The sequence below is a fragment of the Modestobacter sp. SYSU DS0290 genome, assembly GCF_054050955.1.
Map to the genome: position 1 here is coordinate 82676 of NZ_JBJHAI010000010.1, position 17308 is coordinate 99983.

Genomic DNA, 17308 nt, shown 5'->3' on the forward strand with positions numbered 1-17308 from the left:
CAGCAGGCACTGCCGTCCCCGGACGCTACCGGGCACCGGCCGTCCCGCGCCGCCGCCGGCGTCGGGCTCGGCGGAGCCCGCCCGGTGTCCGCCGCCTCGTAGAATCGTCGGCACCTGACGGAGGAGTGGACGTGAACGACCTCATCGACACCACGGAGATGTACCTCCGGACCATCTTCGAGCTCGAGGAAGAGGGCATCACCCCTCTCCGGGCCCGCATCGCCGAGCGCCTGCACCAGAGCGGCCCGACCGTGAGCCAGACCGTGGCCCGCATGGAGCGCGACGGGCTGCTCACCGTGCAGGGCGACCGGCACCTGCAGCTGTCCGACGAGGGGCGGGCGCTGGCCACCGCGGTCATGCGCAAGCACCGGCTGGCCGAGTGCCTGCTCGTCGACGTCATCGGCCTGGACTACGCCGACGTCCACGAGGAGGCGTGCCGCTGGGAGCACGTCATGAGCGAGGCGGTGGAGCGCAAGCTGCTCAGCCTGCTGAACAACCCGACGGTCTCCCCGTTCGGCAACCCGATCCCCGGCCTCGACGCGCTGGGCGGCGACACCTCCGCGGTGCTCGACGCCCTGACCCTGCTGTCGACCACGGCCACCCCGGAGGGGCGCCAGGTCGTCGTCCGGCGGATCAGCGAGCAGCTGCAGGAGGACGCCCAGCTCCTCCGGTCGCTGGCCGACCAGGGCGTGCGCCCGGGGTCGACGGTGACCGCGTCGCTGTCCAACGGTGCCGTGCTCGTCGACGGCGTGCCGCTGGAGGCCGGCGTCGCCCAGCACGTCTTCGTCAGCGCGGTCGACGAGGACCTCACGCCGGTCGAGGCCGCCGAGGCGACCGCCGGCGTCAGCTGACCGCACCACCGGCCCCCTCCGTGAGCCGCGACCCCACCCGGGGTCGCGGCTCACGGCGTTCCACGGGCCCCCACCCGCCCATCGGGTGACCAACTCCTTCGCCGGGCTCATGACCTCCTCACTACGCTCGGGGCACCCGCCCGGACGCACAGAGAGAAGGCCCCGGTGAGCGACTCCGCAGCTCCCTCCGGCGAGCAGCCGCAGGACACCCCGCCCACCCCGTTCCACCGCCTCGCCGACTTCGTGGCCCTGCCGCGGCTCGGCGGGCTGGCGCTCTCGCCCGACGGCACGCGGCTGGTCACGGCGGTGGCGACGCTGGACCCGGCGGGCACGGCCTGGCAGTCGGCCCTGTGGGAGGTCGACCCCGCCGGCACGCGCCCCGCGCGGCGGCTGACCCGAGGGCCGGTCGGTGAGTCCGCACCGGTCTTCACCCCCGCGGGCGACCTGCTGTTCACCTCCGCCCGCCCCGACCCCGACGCGGGCAAGGACGCCGGTGACCCGAAGCCGGCGGTGTGGTGCCTGCCGGCCGACGGCGGGGAGGCGCGGCTGGTCCTGCAGCGCTCCTCCGGGGTCAGCGGCGTGCTGGTGGCCGCCGACACCGGCGAGGTCGCGGTGATCGCCTCGACCCTGCCCGGCGCCACGGACGCGGAGGCCGACCAGGCCCGGCGCACGGAGCGCAAGGACGCCGGCGTCACCGCGGTGCTCCACGAGAGCTACCCGGTGCGGTTCTGGGACCACGACCTCGGCCCCGCCGTCCCGCACGTGTACTGGGTGGGGCGGCTGCCCGCGGACCCGGCCGCCGGCACCCGCCCGGAGCCGGCGGAGTGGCGGGACCTGACGCCCGCGGCGGGCGCCCCCCTGGGCGCGGGCGACGACCTCGCCGTCTCCCCCGACGGGCGGTTCGTGGCCCGCGGCGAGGACGTGCCCGACGGGCCGGCGGGCCGCCGCTCCCGGCTGGTGCTCACCGAGGTGGCCACCGGGGAGACCCGGGTGCTCGTGGACGACCCGCAGGCCGACGTCCACTCCCCCGCCTTCTCGCCTGACTCGGCCCGGCTGGTGTGCGTGCGCGAGTCGGTCTCCTCGTTCGCGGAGCCGCCGGACTACACCCTGCTGCTCGTCGACCCGGACACGGCCGACTCCCGGGACCTCACCGCGGGCTTCGACCGCTGGCCCAGCGCGCCGCAGTTCTCCGCCGACGGCACGACCGTGTACTTCCTCGCCGACGACGACGGCCGGCACGCGGTCTTCCGGGTGACCCTGGACGGGGCGGCGCCCGTGCGGCTGACCGGCGACGGGGCCTACAGCGACCTGCAGGTGGCCCGGGACGGCACCGCGCTGTACGCGCTGCGCTCGGGCTACGACTCCCCGCCCGTGCCGGTGCGGCTGGACCCGGTCGCCACCGGTCAGGAGCCGGCGCCGCTGCCCAACCCCGGCACCGTCGACTCCTTCCCCGGCACGCTGCGGGAGCTCCAGGCCACCGCCACCGACGGCACCCGGGTGCAGTCCTGGCTGGTGCTGCCCGAGGGGGCGAGCGCCGAGCGGCCCGCGCCGCTGGTGCTGTGGGTGCACGGTGGCCCGTTGATGAGCTGGAACTCCTGGTCCTGGCGGTGGACGCCGTGGGTGCTGGCCGCCCGCGGCTACGCCGTCCTGCTGCCCAACCCGGCGCTGTCGCAGGGCTTCGGGCAGGACTTCGTCCGGCGGGGTTGGGGCGAGTGGGGCGGCGCTCCCTACACCGACCTGATGGCGGCGGTGGACGCTGCGGAGGCGCTCCCGGAGATCGACGAGACGCGGACCGCGGCGATGGGCGGCTCGTTCGGCGGCTACATGGCCAACTGGATCGCCACCCAGACCGACCGCTTCCGGGCGATCGTCACCCACGCGAGCCTGTGGCACCTGGACCAGTTCGGCGGGACGACGGACGCGGCCTACTACTGGGAGCGCGAGTTCGGCGACCCGCTGACCGAGCCCAAGCGGTACGAGCAGAACTCCCCGCACCGCTACGCCGACGCGATCCGCACGCCGATGCTGGTCATCCACGGCGACAAGGACCACCGGGTCCCGATCGGTGAGGGCCTGCGGCTCTGGTACGACCTGCAGAAGCGCGGGGTGCCGTCGAAGTTCCTCTACTTCCCCGACGAGAACCACTGGGTGCTCACCCCCGGCAACGCGACGGTCTGGTACGAGACGGTGCTGGCGTTCCTCGCCGAGCACGTGCTGGGCCAGGAGTGGGAGCGCCCTGCCCTGCTGTGACCCCCGTACGGCGGTGACCCCTCACCAGGGCCACCAGTCCGGCGCCGGGGGGGGGGGGGGGGGCCCGCCCCGCCCGGCGGCGGCGGGGGTGGGGGCCCGAGTCCCGGGATCCCCCCGCCGCCGCGACCCCGCCCATCCCCCCCCCCCCCCCCCCCCCCCCCCCCCCCCCCCCCCCCCCCCCCCCCCCGCCCCCCCCCCCCCCCCCCCCCCCCCCGGGCCGGCGGCGGCTTCGCGGACCAGCTCGCGGATCGCCGCCGGCGGCAGGCACGCGTCCAGTGCCCGCCGGAGCAGCACCGCCAGGGTGTAGCCCGGCTCGCTGGCCAGCGCCCGCTCCAGGGCCACGTTGGCCAGCCCACCGTCGCCGCGGGCCCACGCGGTGACCGCCAGCAGGGTGGCCGGCGCCGCGTCCAGCGGCGCCGGTGCCCGCCGGGTCAGCTCGGTGAACACCTGCTCGGCGCCCGCCGCCGACGAGCCGGTGCACAGCCCCATCGCGCGGTCCCGGACGTCGACGTCGCGCAGTCCCCACGCCAGCCGGGCCACCTCGAGGTCCGGCAGCCCGGTCGTCGTGCCCGGGCCGCACCGGTCGACGGCCGCCCGGAGCAGCTGCCAGGACTCCTCGGCGACCTCCTCCCACGCGGTGCCCAGCAGCCGCCGGGCCATGGCCTGCCCGATCTCGTCGCAGGCGCGGGCCATGCCCTCGGCCGCCAGGAAACCGACCGGGGCGACCCGCCGGACCAGCGCTGCCCGGTCGGGCTCCACGACCCGGCCGTCGACCGCCGCGGCTGCGGCCAGCTCGGTGCCGGACGGCACCGGCGTGCCGGCGCCCGGGCCGCAGCAGGCGTCCGGGCAGTCGTAGGACCACCAGCGGCCCTGCCGCACCAGCAGCACGTCCCGGACCGGCACCCCCGCCGCGTGGAACTCGAGCACCACCCGGCGGACCAGCTCGCGCTGCGGCAGCTGTGGGTCGGGGGCCAGGTCGTCGTCCTGGTCGGTCACCACCGCCACGACGACGGCCGCCGGGCGGTCGGTGAGCAGTGAGCGGACCAACCCGCGCACCACCTGGTCCCGGTGCTCGGGCAGAGGCAGGTCGACCCGCCCGGTGAGGCCCACCTCGGACGGCCGGGAACCCCGCAGGCTCACCGCGACCAGCGACTCGGCCGGGCGGAAGCCGACCAGGACGGGCAGGGCGGCGGCGAGGGCACCGGGGTCGGAGAGGCGGACGGGGAGCGGGCGTTCGGCTGCGGGCATGGCGACGACCCTGACCGCGGAACGGCCGGCGATCACCGGTCCGGGGCAGGTTGTGGACGGAGCGGCCGACTGTGGACGGCGACCGGCCGGCGGCGCCGCTGACCGGCCAGGCTGCTGCCCGGCGTGGACAGCACCGAACTCATCCGCGTCACCACCACCGGCGGTCAGACCGACACCTACACCTACGGGCGTAAGGACTCCGACGGCGTCCCGCTGGTCGAGGCACACCGTCGGCAGCAACAGCACCGCCTGCATCGCCCACGACCCACAGGGCACCCCCCCTCGCACTCCGCACCGCTGACGGCCAGGTGCACTACTACGCCCAGGACGGCCTCGGCCCCATCCCCAGCCTGACCAACCAGGACGGGGTCCACCACCGGCACCGACAGCTACGACCCCTGGGGTGTGACCACCACGGCACAGAACAGCTCCGAGGCGACCCGCTACAACCCCTACGAGTACGCCGGCGGCACCGCCGACCCCACCAGCAACCTCACCCACTTCGGGCAGCGCTGGTACGACCCCGACACCGGCCGCTTCACCCAGCAAGACCCCCTTGAGACCCTCGCCGGCCCCACCCGCGCCAACCGCTACGAATACGCCGCCAGCAACCCCAGCAACTACGTTGACCCAGTCGGCCAGGACTGGCAGGACTGGGTTGCGGGAGCCGCCAGCGCAGTCGGCGGCTGCCTGGGTGGCCTCTCGGCTAGCAGCACCGCAGCTGGCTACGCGACCGCTGTAACTGCCAATCCGCTCGCAGGGGGGGGCAGTGCTCGGAGCATCGTGTCCGGGAGGTGGAGCGCTTGGAGTTTGGGGAGGTGCGGAGGCACTTGGATAAGTTGGGCTGGAGCGCTCGATGACACCGCGGCAGCAGTTGATCGCAGTTCTTCTCATCCAACTGATGGTGGGAATCGCTGGGATCTATTGGGGAGTGCAAGAGGGTGGCGTGCGAGGCACCTTGGTGCTGATCCTGTGCATTGGGGTGATGGCCTGTCTCACCGTCTTCTTGGTGGTCTTCGCCCGGAGTCGACGAAACGACAGGTAGCCCCTCTGTCACGCATCACTTGAGCGTTACGCTCAGGTGATGTGTTCGGGCCGTTGATTACCACTGGTACTGCGTCAGTCTTTTGACTGGCGCAGTACCAGTGGCATTTGTTGGTCACCTTTTCGAGAATCGGCTCAGCGGCACTGGGAGCTGTCTCCTGCCTCCAGGGCGAAGTCACAACGGCTCGCTGCGCCATATGAGGTTTCGCAGATGGCAGGTCAGGAAGCGGCACCCCGAGAGGCCGCTCCGCAGCGGGCACCTGTTGGCGCAGGAGGAACCGACGGTCACAGATGAACTGAATGCGGGTACTACGCCCGGTCGGGTGGCGCCTGCCCCGGCCCGAGGGCTTCTGGAGGCTCCACGGCCGCGTCGGCTGCAGTCGGGGCCGAGGTGGCTCCGCCACCCTGCTCGAGCCGCCGGATGTGCTCGATCATGTCCGCGACGCCGGTCAGGCTCGCCGGGGAGGCGCAGCGCGACGTTCTGCCCGTGCCCGCTCCCACGACCGCCCCGACGGTGGCCCGCGCGGCGGAGCGCGGTGGCCGACCCGCGCGACGCTCCCGGTCAGACCTCGTACTGGACCGCCGACCTGCTCGCCAGGTGCGGGCGCACGTGCTCGGCGATGACGGCCAGGTGCCGGGGGTCCTCGGCATAGGCGCGGAAGGCCTGGACGTCGGGGAAGTCGGCCACCAGCGCCGTGTCGGCGTTGCCGTCGACCAGGCCGGCGTCCGGGCCCACGGCGAAGGACGTCATGCCCCCGACCTCCTCCGGCAGCCGGCGCAGCGCGGCCAGGGTGGCGAGGCGGACCTCCGGGGAGGTGTCCGGGGTCCAGGTGAAGAGCACGACGTGGCGCAGCATGCCCGCACCCTGCCAGGCCGCCGGCCGGCGTGCGACGGGGCGCCTCCGCCGGTCCCGGCCGTGCACGGGACCGGCGGGGGCCGCTGGTTAGAGTCCGGGCATGGGACGGTCGTTGCGCGTCGCACTGCTGTCCTACCGGAGCAAGCCGCACGGCGGGGGGCAGGGCGTCTACGTCCGGGCCCTCTCGCACGAGCTGCGCGAGCTCGGCCACCGGGTGGAGGTGTTCAGCGGCCAGCCGTACCCCGAACTGGCCGACGGGGTGCCGCTGACCCGGGTGCCGAGCCTGGACCTGTACCGCGAGCCCGACCCCTTCCGCACGCCCCGGCCCGGCGAGTTCCGCGACCTGGTCGACGTCCTGGAGTGGGCGACGATGTGCACCGCAGGCTTCCCCGAGCCGCTCACCTTCAGCCTGCGGGCGGCCCGTCTGCTCCGCCGCCGCACCGGCGAGTTCGACCTGGTGCACGACAACCAGTCGCTGGGGTGGGGGCTGCTCGGCCTGCGCCGCGCCGGGCTCCCGACGGTCGCCACGGTCCACCACCCGGTCGCGATCGACCGGGACCTGGAGCTGGCTGCCGCGACCGGGCTGCGGCGGCAGCTGACCCTGCGCCGCTGGTACGCCTTCACCGGCATGCAGGCCCGGGTGGCCCGGCGGCTGGACGGGATCACCACCGTCTCGGAGAACAGCCGGGCGGACATCGCACGGCACATGCGGGTGCCGTCCGGCGCCGTCGACGTCATCCCGGTCGGCATCGACCCGGAGGTGTTCCACCCCGGGAACGCACCCCGCGACCCGGCGACGGTGCTGGTCACCACCAGCGCCGACGTACCGCTGAAGGGGCTGGTGCCGCTGCTGGAGGCGGTCGCCAAGCTGCGCACCGAGCGGGAGGTGCGCCTGGTCGTGGTGGGCAGCGTCCGCCCCGGTGGCCCGGCGGCCACCGCCCTGGAACGGCTCGGGCTCCACGAGGCGGTGCGCGTGACCGGGCCGGTGCCGCAGGCGGAGCTGGTGCGACTGCTGCAGACCGCCACGGTGGTCGCCGTCCCGTCGCTGTACGAGGGGTTCTCGCTGCCCGCGGTCGAGGCGATGGCCTGCGCGACGCCGCTGGTGACCACCGACGCCGGGGCGCTGCCGGAGGTGGTCGGTTCGCACGCCGGCGTGCAGGTGCCCGCCGGCGACGTCGACCGGCTCGCCGCCGCGTTGCAGCTGGTGCTGGACCATCCCTCGCTGCAGGAGCAGCTGGGCCGGGCCGGGCGCACCCGCGTTCTGGCGAACTACACCTGGCGCCGCACGGCCGAGCGCACCGCCGCCTGGTACGAGGAGGTGCTCGCCCGCCGCCCGCGGGACGGGCACCGGGCAGGGAGCGCGACCGCGTGCTGACCGTCGACTACGAGCTGCTCGACGTCGGCCCGGGGATGCGGGTGCTCGACCTGGGCTGCGGCGAGGGCCGGCACGCCTTCGAGGCCTACCGCCGGGGCGCCTCGGTGCTGGCGATCGACTGGGGCATCGCCGAGGTGTCCACCACCCGGACCTGGCTGCGGGCGATCGCCGCCGCCGGCGAGGCACCGCCCGGCGCGGCGGCGGAGGTGGCGCGCGCCGACCTCCGCGCCCTGCCGGTGCCCGACGCCAGCGTCGACCGGGTCATCGCCTCGGAGGTCCTCGAGCACGTCCCGGACGACCGGACCGCGATCGCCGAGATCGCCCGGGTGCTCAAGCCCGGCGGCCGGGTCGCGGTCACCGTCCCCCGCTACGGACCCGAGCGGGTCTGCTGGGCGCTGTCGGACGACTACCACGCCAACGAGGGCGGGCACCTCCGCATCTACCGCGGCGACCAGCTCTGGGAGCGGCTGGCCACCGCCGGGCTGCGGCCCACCCGGACCCACCACGCGCACGCGCTGCACGCGCCCTACTGGTGGCTCAAGTGCGCCGTCGGTGTCGACCGGGACACCCCGGCCACCCGGGCCTACCACCGGCTGCTGGTCTGGGACCTGACCCGCCGGCCGTGGGTGACCCGCACCGCCGAGCGCCTGCTGGACCCGCTGGTCGGCAAGAGCCTCGTCGTCTACGCGGAGAAGCCGCCGGCAGGGGGGCCCGGTGACTGACCTGCTGCCCGAGGTGCCCGGCGTGCTGCGCGCCGACCAGGTGCGGGCGACCGTCGCCGCCATCGCCGCCGAGCAGTCCCCCGACGGGGCGCTGCCGTGGTTCCGCGGCGGCCAGCTGGACGCCTGGGACGCCGTGGAGGCGGCGATGGCCCTGGACGTCGGCGGCGAGCACGCCCGCGCGGCAGCCGCCTACGACTGGCTCGCCGCCCGGCAGCGGCCCGACGGCTCGTGGGCGGCGGAGTACCGGGACGGCGTGGTCGTCGCCCCGGGCACCGAGAGCAACCACGCCGGGTACCTGGCCGTCGGCGTCTGGCACTCCTGGCTGGCGACCGGCGACGCCGGACTGGTCGACCGGCTGTGGCCGGCGGTCCGGCGGGCGCTGGACCTGGTGACGGCGATGCAGCTGCCCGGCGGCGCGATCAGCTGGGCCCTCCGGCCGGACGGCACCCCCGACGGCACGGCGCTGCTCACCGGCAACGCCAGCCTGTTCCAGGCGCTGCGCTGCGGGATCGCGCTGGCCGACCTGGTCGGGCAGCCGCAGCCGGACTGGGACCTGGCCGCGACCGGTCTGGGCGTGGCGCTCCGCGAACGGCCCGCGGCCTTCGCCGACCGCTCCCGGTGGTCGATGGACTGGTACTACCCGGTGCTCGCCGGCGCCGTCACCGGCGGCGCCGCGCACGCCCGCCTGGCCGCCGGGTGGGAGACCTTCGTGGTCCCCCGCCTGGGGGTGCGGTGCGTCGCCGACCGCCCCTGGGTCACCGGCGCGGAGACCTGCGAGCTGGCGCTGGCGCTGGCCGCCTGCGGACGGCCGGACGACGCCGCCGAGCAGCTGGCCGCGATGCAGCACCTGCGGGCCGAGGACGGGTCCTACTGGACCGGGCTGGTCTACCCCGACGACGCGCGCTGGCCGGTGGAGCGCACCACCTGGACCGCCGCCGCGGTGGTGCTGGCCGCCGACGCGATCGCCGGCACCGGCCCGGCCAGCCGGGTGTTCGCCGACCCGGACCACCTCGAGCTCGCGGCCGGGGACCCGGTCGCCGATGTGATCGAGGACCGGGGTTGACCGGCCCCGGCCCCGGGCAGGCACCCCCCGTGATCACCGAGCTAGACCCCGCGCGGCCCGCGGTGACCTGCGTGGTGGCCAGCCGCAACCGGCGGGAGGACCTGCTCGCCAGCCTGCCCCGGCACGAGGCACCGGTGGTCCTGGTGGACAACGCCTCCACCGACGGCACCGTCGAGGCGGTGCGCGCGGCCCACCCCGAGGTCACCGTCGTCCCGCTGCCCGACAACGCCGGCGCCCTCGCCCGCACGGTGGGCGTCGAGCGCGCCGGCACGCCGTTCGTGGCCTTCACCGACGACGACTCCTGGTGGGCGCCGGGCGACCTGGCGCGCGCCGTCGAGGTCATGCGCGCCCACCCCCGCCTGGGGCTGCTCGCCGCCCGCATCCTGGTCGGCCCGGAGGAGACGCTCGACCCGGTCTGCGAGGTGATGGCGGCCAGCCCGCTGGGCACCGACCCGGACCTGCCCGGGCCCTCGCTGCTGGGCTTCGTGGCCTGCGCGGCGCTGGTGCGCACCGAGGCGTTCACGAGCGCCGGCGGCTTCGACCCGGTGGTCCGCTTCCCCGGCGAGGAGGAGCGGCTGGCCCTCGACCTCGCCGCGGCCGGCTGGGGCCTGGCCTACGTCGACGAGGTCACGGTGCACCACCACCCCTCGACCCGGCGGGAGGCATCCGCCGTCCGGCAGGCCGGCCTGTGGCGCAGCCGGGTGCTGACCGCCCTGATGCGCTACCCCCTCCGCGACCTGGCCGGCCAGCTCGCCCGCGCGGCCCGGGCCGGGCGGCCGGGGTGGCGCGGGCTCGCCGGCGCCCTCCCCCGCGTGCCCGCCGCCCTGCGCCGGCGCCGCACCCTGCCCACCAGCGTGATGACCGGAGTCCGGGAGCTGCAGCACTCATGACGAGCGAACTGGCCGAGGCGGCCACCACCGGGACGGGCGCCGACCCGCGGACCGCCGTCGTCGTCATCACGCACAACCGGCGCGACGAGCTGCTGCTCGCGCTGACCCGGCTGCGGGAGCTGCCCGAGCAGCCGCACGTCGTGGTCGTCGACAACGGCTCTGCCGACGGCACCGCCGACGCGGTCCGCCGCGAGCACCCGGAGGTCGAGCTGATCGCCAGCCCGGAGAACCTGGGCGCGGTGGGCCGCAACCTCGGCGTGGCCCGGCTGGACACCCCCTACGTCGCCTTCTGCGACGACGACACCTGGTGGGACCCGGGCTCGCTGCGCACCGCGGCCGACGTCCTCGACGCCCACCCGCGGCTGGCCGTCGTCACCGCCCGGATCGTGGTCGAGCCCGGCGGCGTCGAGGACCCGATCGTCGCCGAGCTGCGCGACTCCCCCGTCGTCGGCGCCGACTGGCTGCCCGGCCCTGCGCTGGGCAGCTTCCTGGCCGGGGCCAGCGTGGTCCGCCGCGAGGCGTTCGACGAGGTCGGCGGGTTCAACGAGCGGCTGTGGCTGGGCGGTGAGGAGGAGCTGATGGCCGGTGACCTGGCCGCCCGTGGCTGGGAGCTGTGCTACCTGCCCACCATCGGCATCCACCACCAGGCCAGCACCGCGCGCGACCCGCACAAGCGCCGGGCCGACGGCATCCGCAACACCCTCTGGACGACGTGGCTGCGGCGGCCGCTGCGGCCCGCGCTGCGACGCACCGTCCACCTGCTGCGCACCGTGCCGAAGGACCGGGTGACCGCCCGCGGGCTGCTCGCCGCCCTGGGCGGGGTGCCCTGGCTGGTCCGGGAGCGCCGGGTCCTCCCACCGCACGCCGAGGCCCGGTTCGCCGCGCTGGAGGACGCGCAGCGCAGGTCGACCGCCCGGCGGTACGTCAGCTGAGCACGGTTCGCCCGGCGCGGGCGACCGACGCGCACGCCGTCGGCGAGGCCCTCGCCGACGCCTTCACCGACTACCCGTGGGTGCACTGGGCCCTGGGCGGCGAGGGGCTGCGCGACCGGCTGACCGGCCTGTACCGGCTGGAGGCCGGGCTGCTCGGCGTCGAGACGCACGGCACCTGGCTGGCCGAGGACGACGGGCGGGTGCTCGCCGCGGCGTGCTGGGTCCGGCCCGACGCCGCCCCGTCCCCGGCCACGGCGCAGCTGGTCGCCGACCAGGTGCAGGCCCTGCTCGGGGACCGGGCCCCGGTACTGGCCGCCGCGGAGGAGGCCAGCACCGCCCTGCACCCACCTGGCGAGCACTGGTTCCTCGCCTGCGTCGGCACGCGCCCCGCGGCCCGCGGCCGCGGCCTGGCCACCGCGGTGCTGCGGGCCGGGCTCCAGGCGGTCGACGCCGCGGGGGCGAGCGCGCTGCTGGAAACCTCCGCGGCGGGCAACGTCCGGCGCTACGAACGCCTGGGGTTCGCCGTCGTCGGCGAGGTCGACCCGCCCGGCGGGGCCCCGCACACCTGGGTGATGCACCGGCCCGTCCAGCGCTGAACGGCCCCCACCGACGAGATGGTCAGCGGCGGCCGGCGAACCGGTCGAGGGCCGCCGTCATGGACGCAGCCTGCTCATCGTGCGCAGCCGATGCAGGTGCGGGCCTGGGGCCGCGCGGCCAACCGCTCGGCGCCGATCTCCCCGCCGCAGGTCTCGCAGACGCCGTAGCCGCCGGCCGCCGCCCGGGCGAGCGCGTCGTCCACGTCGGCCAGCCGGCGCCGCGCGGACTCCAGCAGCGCGGCGACCTGTTGCCGCTCGAAGGCGATCGTCGCGCCCTCCGGGTCGTGCTCGTCGTCGGCGTTCGAGGCTGCGGAGGCGGCCACCACCTCGTCGAACTCGCGGGTCAGCGCGGCGATCTGGGCGAGGGCCTCGGCCCGGGCCCGGGCCAGCTCGGCGGTGACGGTCACCGGCCCATCGTCCCCCGGCCGCCGGGTCAGGTGATCCGCCGCAGCAACCGCAGCGAGCCGGTGCCGGGCAGCTCGGTGAAGCGACCCGAGGCCACCACCCGGGAGTAGACGCCGAACGGTGCCTGCCCGCCGTCGGCCGGGTCGGGGAAGACGTCGTGGATGGCCAGCGTGCCCCCGACGGCCAGCTTGCCCACCCACGCGTCCTGGTCGCGGCGGGCCGACTCCTCGGTGTGGCTGCCGTCGAGGAACAGCAGCGCCAGCGGGGTCGACCACAGCGGCGCGAGCACCTCCGAGCGGGCGACGACGGCGACCACGACGTCCTCCGCACCGGCGTCGGCGACCGTGCGCCGGAAGCCGGGCAGGGTGTCGATCCGCCCGACCAGCGGGTCGACCAGCGAGGGGTCGTGGTACTCCCACCCGGGCTGGTGCTCCTCCGAGCCGCGGTGGTGGTCGACGGTCACCACCTGCCGGCCGGTCTCCCGGGCCGCGGCGGCCAGGTACAGCGCCGACTTGCCCAGCCAGCTGCCGATCTCCAGCAGCGGACCGGGCACCGCCACCGCGCGGGCGGCCTCGTAGAGCGCGCGCCCCTCGTCCGGCGGCATGAAGCCCGGGGCGGCGGCAGCGGCGGTCAGCAGGTCGGTGCTCACGGGTGCAGCATCCCCGCCGTCCGGGTCAGCGCGGGTCCCGGGGCCGCGGTGACCGGCCGCCGTTCCCCTCGGCCGCCGCCTCGCGCATCGCCCGCAGCCGCTCCCGGCGGCGCGCCGCCTCCTGCTCCTCCGGCGTGGGCTCGGGAGGCGGCGCGGCCGGCGCTGCCGCCGAGGCCGAGCTGGCCGCCACCAGCGCACCCACCAGGGTGGTCACCGGGACGGCGAGCACCAGCGCGATGCCGCCGACCAGAGTGCGCACCACCTCCTCGCCCACCTCCGCGCCGGTGAGCACGGTCCAGAACGGCCGCTGGTAGATCTCGAACAGCATCAGCAGCGGGAGCGCCACCCCGGCGTAGGCGAAGACGATCGTGTAGACGGTCGAGGCGATGTGGTCGCGCCCGATCGCCATGCCGCGGCGGAACAGCTGCCGCCAGCCCATCTGCGGTGAGACGTCGTGCAGCTGCCAGACCGCCGACGCCTGGGTGATGCTGACGTCGTTGAGGATGCCGAGCCCGGCGACCACCGTGGCGGCGACGACCAGCCCGGAGAAGTCCAGGCTGCGGTCCAGCTGCAGCAGCTGCAGGTTCTCCTCGTTGTTGAAGCCGATCAGGCGGGCGGCGCCCACCGCCACCGTGCCCAGCACCGCGCTGATCGCCAGCCCGAACAGCGTGCCCACCAGCGCCGTCGTCGTCCGGGCGTTGAAGCCGTGCGCCAGGTACAGGACGACGAACATGATCGCCGACGAGCCGATCAGGCTGACCCACAGCGGGGAGCCGCCGGCGAGCAGCGCGGGCAGCATGAACTCCAGCAGGACGACGAACGCGAACCCCAGCCCCAGCAGGGCGAGCAGCCCGCGCAGCCGGGCCACCGCACCCACGACCAGGGCGAAGGCGAGCGCGAGGACGACGATCGGGGTGCCGCGGGCGAAGTCCTGGAACTGGTAGGTGGCCTGCCCGCCGTCGACCGGGTCGCGGGTGAGCACCAGCTCGTCGCCGGCCTCGACACCGGCGTCGACGACCTCGGGAGGCAGGTCGACCTGCACGTAGTCGCCGCGGCTCTCCCCCTCCCCCACGACCATCACCGCGGTGGCGCAGGTCAGCGGATCACCGTCGGGGTCGGAGCAGTCGTAGGGCTGCAGGGAGGTGACGGTGGCCACCGGGTAGGTCTGCCCGGGCGGGAAGAAGGAGCCCGCTGCCTGCTCGGCCGCCGTCTGCTCGTCGTCCGGCCAGAACACCACCAGGCCGACGACGGTGGCCAGCCCGACGGGCACCAGCAGCCAGAGCATCAGCCGGACGGCCCAGCGGCGCCGCGCGACGGCGGCGGGGTCGAGGGCCAGCTCACCGTCGGACGGTCCGGAGCCGTGGGAGTGTGCCGTCACCCGGTCAGGCTAGGCGGCGAGGCGTCCGCGGCCGTGGAGCGACCGCGGTCCTCCGGCGCGCCCGGGCCCGAGGAGGCCGGCTGCCGGGGCTGGGTCACCGTGGCGGCCACCAGCGCGAGCGCGGCGGCCGCCAGGAAGGCGCCCGGCATCCCGAGGACGTCGGCCAGCGCGCCGAGCAGCACCGAGCCCAGCGCCTGCCCGACCGTCAGCGCGACGAAGAGCCGGGCGGCGGCCGACGCGGCGGCGGTCGGCCGCAGGTGCGCGGCCCAGGCGATGAGCACCCCGCTCATGGCGACGAACGCACTGCCGAACAGGGCCAGCGCGACGGCGGCGGCCGCGGTCACGCCGGGGACGACGGCCAGCAGCGCCGAGGCGCCGGCGGCGACCACCAGCGTCCCGGCCCAGGCCGCCCGCAGGCCCACCCGCTGCACCAGGGCCCCGCTGACCCCACCGGCCAGGCCCGCCGCGCCGAGCACGCACCACAGGGCGCCGGTCAGACCCGGCGGCAGGTCGCCGGGGCCGGTCAGCAGGTCCCGGCCGAACGTCCAGACGCTGGCGCACCCGGCGCCGGCCAGCACGGCGGCCAGCAGCGGCCTGCCGAGCCGTCCCGCGGGGGTCCCACCGGCCGGATCGGCCGACGCCGACCAGCGGGCCGACCGGTCGGCCCACCAGGTGACCAGCACCGCCGCCACGGCGAACGACGCCCACGCCCACCGCCAGGCACCGGGGACGGCGAGGACGAGCAGGCCCCCGGCCACCACGCCCGCACCCGTGCCGCTGTTGACCACGCCCTGGGCGCGGGGCTCCCGCGCCGGCGGCACCGTCGCCGCGACCGCCGTCACCAGGGCCGGGGTCGCCGCCCCCGCACCACTGCCGGCCACCAGGGCCCCGGCGGCGAGCAGCGGGACGGAGGTCGCGGTGGCCACCACCAGGCACCCCACCGCAGCCGCGCCCCCGGCGGCCCACAGCGCCGTCCGGCCACCGCTCCGACGGGACAGCCGGGGCGCGACCAGCGCCGCTGCGCAGTACGCCAGGTAACTCCCGGCCGCGAGCACCCCCGCAGTCCCTGCCGAGAAGCCGAACTCGGCGCGGAACTGCGGGAGGTACAGGCCGTAGCCGTAGCGGGCCAGCCCGTAGGTGACCGCGATGACCGCGAGCCCCGCCCCGACGAGTGACCGTGGCCGCCCCGCCGCCGTCTGTAACGATCGTTTCACCATAACGCTCGTTACAGTAGGCTCATGACCCGCTCCCCCGCGACCCGACCGGCCCGGGAACGCCTGCTGGCCGCCGCCGCCGACCTCTTCTACGAGGGCGGCATCGCGGCCACCGGGGTGGACGCCGTGCTGCGGCGGGCCGGCGTCGCGCCCGCCACGATGTACGCCCACTTCGCCGGCAAGGACGACCTGGTCGCCGCCTACCTGCAGGAGCGGCACGAGCACTGGCGGGCCACCTGGGACCAGGTGCTCCACGAGTGCACCGACCCGGTCGCCCGGCTGCTGTCGGTGTTCGACGCGGTGGCCCGCTACCGCGAACGGGAGGGCAACCGGCGCGGGTGCGGATTCCTCGCCGCGGCCACCGAGCTGCCCGCAGGGCACCCGGGCCGGTCCTGGTTGGACGCGGACAGCCGACTGCTCGTCGAGCGACTGCGCGACCTGGCGCGAGAGGCCGGCGCGGACGACCCGGAGTCACTGGCCGGCGAGCTGCTGCTCCTCTACGACGGCGCCCTGGCGCGGTACGCCCGGAACGCGACGACGCCGCAGCTCGCCGGCGAGGACCCGCTCCCCCGAGCACGCCGGCTGGCCGCGGCCGTCGTGCGACAGCACCTCACCGACGCCGCCGACTGACCCGGCAGGAACCTGCAGCGACGGATGGAACATTTTTCCAGCCGGGACGTTTACTCGGGTGCACGCGCGAGGTAATCTGCAGTCGCCGCTGGAGATCCACCTCGGGCGGCCTGGAGAACCCAGCGACACCACAGGAACGACACAGCACGACCCGGAGGTACTCGGCCATGATGCTGAACTCCTACGACCCCTTCGCCACCACGTCGGCCGCGTTCCGCGCGCTCGACCAGCTGACCGGTCGATCGGGCACCACGACGGCGCGCCCCCTCGCGGGCATGCCGATGGACGCCTACCGGGTGGGTGACAACTTCGTCGCCCACTTCGACCTCCCCGGCGTCGACCCCGGTTCGATCGACCTGCAGGTCGAGGGCACCACGCTGACCATCAGCGCGGAGCGCTCCGTGCCGCAGATCGAAGGCGCCCAGTGGCAGGTCGCCGAGCGTCCGTTCGGCAGCTACACCCGCCAACTGGTGCTGGGCCGCAGCCTCGACACCGACCGGCTGGAGGCCAGCTACCACGACGGCGTGCTCACCGTGAGCATCCCGGTCGCGGAGAAGGCCAAGGCCCGCAAGATCACCGTGACCCGCGCGGATGCGCCGGCCGCGGTGGAGGCGCACACCATCGAGGGCGAGCAGGCCGCGGTGGAGTCGGCGGAACCCGCACAGCGCTGACGCCGACCGACCCTCGACGGGGGCGGGGCCCGACGGCCCCGCCCCCGTCGTCGTCCCGAGCACTGGAGGACCCGTGGGCAGTGACCCGCTCGACCGGCTGGACGATCCCGACCACCCGGTCCTCACCATGAGCCAGGCGGCGGAGCTGCTCGGCGTGCAGGCGGCCTTCCTGCGCAGCCTGGACACCTCCGGCGTCCTCCACCCGCACCGCTCCCCCGGCGGCCACCGCCGCTACTCCCGGCACCAGCTGCAGCTCGCCGCCCGGGTGCGAGGGCTGCTCGACGACGGCCACCTGCTGGCCTCCGCGCAGGTCATCGTCCAGCTGGAGGACGACCTGGCCCAGGCCCGCGACGAACGCGACACGGCCCGGGACGAGCGGGACGCCGCCCGTCGCGAGGCGCCCGGCCCCGCCGTTCGATGAGCCCCGACGATCAGAAACATGACTTCACGTGTCGATCATGGGCACCGGGGTAACGGTGAGTCATGGCAAACGCAGATTCGAACAGGTCCACGACTGGCCGTACGCATGAGCAC

General features: G+C 75.7%; 17 protein-coding genes and 1 pseudogene. 12 read left to right on the forward strand and 6 right to left on the reverse strand.

Annotated features, from left to right (window positions below):
- The first annotated feature begins 131 nt into the window (after nucleotides 1-131).
- Both ACI795_RS10800 and ACI795_RS10805 read left to right on the forward strand, forming a co-directional pair.
- The gene (locus ACI795_RS10800; RefSeq protein WP_457075495.1) at nucleotides 132-851 is read left to right on the forward strand and encodes a metal-dependent transcriptional regulator; all 720 of its coding nucleotides are present in this window, start codon (nucleotides 132-134) and stop codon (nucleotides 849-851) included.
- Between the two features lie 165 nt (nucleotides 852-1016).
- A complete protein-coding gene (locus ACI795_RS10805) occupies nucleotides 1017-3101 on the forward strand; it encodes an alpha/beta fold hydrolase (RefSeq protein ID WP_457075496.1) in 2085 nt (694 codons plus the stop codon).
- 21 nt (nucleotides 3102-3122) lie between these two features.
- Here ACI795_RS10805 and ACI795_RS10810 read toward each other — a convergent pair whose 3' ends face one another.
- The gene (locus ACI795_RS10810) at nucleotides 3123-4349 is read right to left on the reverse strand and encodes a DUF4192 domain-containing protein (protein WP_457075497.1); all 1227 of its coding nucleotides are present in this window, start codon (nucleotides 4347-4349) and stop codon (nucleotides 3123-3125) included.
- 402 nt (nucleotides 4350-4751) lie between these two features.
- Between ACI795_RS10810 and ACI795_RS10815 the strand changes: the two are divergent.
- A pseudogene (locus tag ACI795_RS10815) lies at nucleotides 4752-5417 on the forward strand (RHS repeat-associated core domain-containing protein); the annotation flags it as partial.
- Between the two features lie 538 nt (nucleotides 5418-5955).
- On the opposite strand, the gene ACI795_RS10820 reads toward ACI795_RS10815, so the two are convergent.
- Nucleotides 5956-6249, reverse strand: coding sequence for a Dabb family protein (locus ACI795_RS10820; RefSeq protein ID WP_457075498.1), 294 nt, complete (start codon nucleotides 6247-6249; stop codon nucleotides 5956-5958).
- A 100-nt stretch (nucleotides 6250-6349) separates the two neighbouring features.
- On the opposite strand from ACI795_RS10820, the gene ACI795_RS10825 reads away from it, so the two are divergent.
- From ACI795_RS10825 to ACI795_RS10850, 6 genes are all read left to right on the forward strand, one after another.
- Entirely contained in the window at nucleotides 6350-7624 is a 1275-nt protein-coding gene (locus ACI795_RS10825) for a glycosyltransferase family 4 protein (RefSeq protein ID WP_457075499.1), read from the forward strand.
- Nucleotides 7618-8346, forward strand: coding sequence for a class I SAM-dependent methyltransferase (locus tag ACI795_RS10830; RefSeq protein ID WP_457075500.1), 729 nt, complete (start codon nucleotides 7618-7620; stop codon nucleotides 8344-8346). The genes ACI795_RS10825 and ACI795_RS10830 overlap by 7 nt, the downstream gene beginning before the upstream one ends.
- Nucleotides 8339-9409, forward strand: coding sequence for a prenyltransferase (locus ACI795_RS10835; RefSeq protein WP_457075501.1), 1071 nt, complete (start codon nucleotides 8339-8341; stop codon nucleotides 9407-9409). The genes ACI795_RS10830 and ACI795_RS10835 overlap by 8 nt, the downstream gene beginning before the upstream one ends.
- Before the next feature lie 29 nt (nucleotides 9410-9438).
- Nucleotides 9439-10299, forward strand: coding sequence for a glycosyltransferase family 2 protein (locus tag ACI795_RS10840; protein ID WP_457075502.1), 861 nt, complete (start codon nucleotides 9439-9441; stop codon nucleotides 10297-10299).
- Complete coding sequence (locus ACI795_RS10845; RefSeq protein ID WP_457075503.1) at nucleotides 10296-11231, forward strand: glycosyltransferase family 2 protein; 936 nt, start codon at nucleotides 10296-10298, stop codon at nucleotides 11229-11231. The genes ACI795_RS10840 and ACI795_RS10845 overlap by 4 nt, the downstream gene beginning before the upstream one ends.
- 80 nt (nucleotides 11232-11311) lie before the next feature.
- A complete protein-coding gene (locus ACI795_RS10850; protein WP_457075504.1) occupies nucleotides 11312-11827 on the forward strand; it encodes a GNAT family N-acetyltransferase in 516 nt (171 codons plus the stop codon).
- Nucleotides 11828-11901: 74 nt separating this feature from the next.
- On the opposite strand, the gene ACI795_RS10855 is transcribed toward ACI795_RS10850, so the two are convergent.
- From ACI795_RS10855 to ACI795_RS10870, 4 genes are read right to left on the reverse strand one after another with little or no spacing between them, the layout of a single operon-like run.
- Entirely contained in the window at nucleotides 11902-12234 is a 333-nt protein-coding gene (locus ACI795_RS10855; RefSeq protein ID WP_457075505.1) for a TraR/DksA family transcriptional regulator, read from the reverse strand.
- Nucleotides 12235-12260: 26 nt separating this feature from the next.
- On the reverse strand, nucleotides 12261-12881 hold the full coding sequence (locus ACI795_RS10860; protein WP_457075506.1) for a class I SAM-dependent methyltransferase: 621 nt from the start codon (nucleotides 12879-12881) through the stop codon (nucleotides 12261-12263).
- 25 nt (nucleotides 12882-12906) lie between these two features.
- Nucleotides 12907-14259: a YibE/F family protein gene (locus tag ACI795_RS10865; protein WP_457075507.1), complete on the reverse strand. Its 1353-nt coding sequence runs from the start codon at nucleotides 14257-14259 to the stop codon at nucleotides 12907-12909.
- The gene (locus tag ACI795_RS10870) at nucleotides 14256-15476 is read right to left on the reverse strand and encodes an MFS transporter (RefSeq protein WP_457075508.1); all 1221 of its coding nucleotides are present in this window, start codon (nucleotides 15474-15476) and stop codon (nucleotides 14256-14258) included. Before ACI795_RS10870 ends, ACI795_RS10865 begins: the two co-directional genes overlap by 4 nt.
- 21 nt (nucleotides 15477-15497) lie before the next feature.
- Between ACI795_RS10870 and ACI795_RS10875 the strand changes: the two genes are divergently transcribed.
- The 3 genes from ACI795_RS10875 (at nucleotide 15498) to ACI795_RS10885 (ending at nucleotide 17195) form a co-directional block, all read left to right on the forward strand.
- Nucleotides 15498-16103, forward strand: coding sequence for a TetR/AcrR family transcriptional regulator (locus tag ACI795_RS10875; protein ID WP_457075509.1), 606 nt, complete (start codon nucleotides 15498-15500; stop codon nucleotides 16101-16103).
- A 167-nt stretch (nucleotides 16104-16270) separates the two neighbouring features.
- Complete coding sequence (locus ACI795_RS10880; protein WP_457075510.1) at nucleotides 16271-16774, forward strand: Hsp20/alpha crystallin family protein; 504 nt, start codon at nucleotides 16271-16273, stop codon at nucleotides 16772-16774.
- 73 nt (nucleotides 16775-16847) lie between these two features.
- Nucleotides 16848-17195: a MerR family transcriptional regulator gene (locus ACI795_RS10885; RefSeq protein ID WP_457075511.1), complete on the forward strand. Its 348-nt coding sequence runs from the start codon at nucleotides 16848-16850 to the stop codon at nucleotides 17193-17195.
- The last annotated feature ends 113 nt before the right edge of the window (nucleotides 17196-17308 follow it).

What these genes read in the sequence shown, in the direction of transcription:
- ACI795_RS10875 (WP_457075509.1), top strand. Translation starts at nt 15,498, where the DNA reads ATGACCCGCTCCCCCGCGACCCGACCGGCCCGGGAACGCCTGCTGGCC.
- ACI795_RS10810 (WP_457075497.1), bottom strand. Translation starts at nt 4,349, where the DNA reads ATGCCCGCAGCCGAACGCCCGCTCCCCGTCCGCCTCTCCGACCCCGGT.
- ACI795_RS10870 (WP_457075508.1), bottom strand. Translation starts at nt 15,476, where the DNA reads ATGGTGAAACGATCGTTACAGACGGCGGCGGGGCGGCCACGGTCACTC.
- ACI795_RS10825 (WP_457075499.1), top strand. Translation starts at nt 6,350, where the DNA reads ATGGGACGGTCGTTGCGCGTCGCACTGCTGTCCTACCGGAGCAAGCCG.
- ACI795_RS10880 (WP_457075510.1), top strand. Translation starts at nt 16,271, where the DNA reads ATGATGCTGAACTCCTACGACCCCTTCGCCACCACGTCGGCCGCGTTC.
- ACI795_RS10845 (WP_457075503.1), top strand. Translation starts at nt 10,296, where the DNA reads ATGACGAGCGAACTGGCCGAGGCGGCCACCACCGGGACGGGCGCCGAC.
- ACI795_RS10820 (WP_457075498.1), bottom strand. Translation starts at nt 6,249, where the DNA reads ATGCTGCGCCACGTCGTGCTCTTCACCTGGACCCCGGACACCTCCCCG.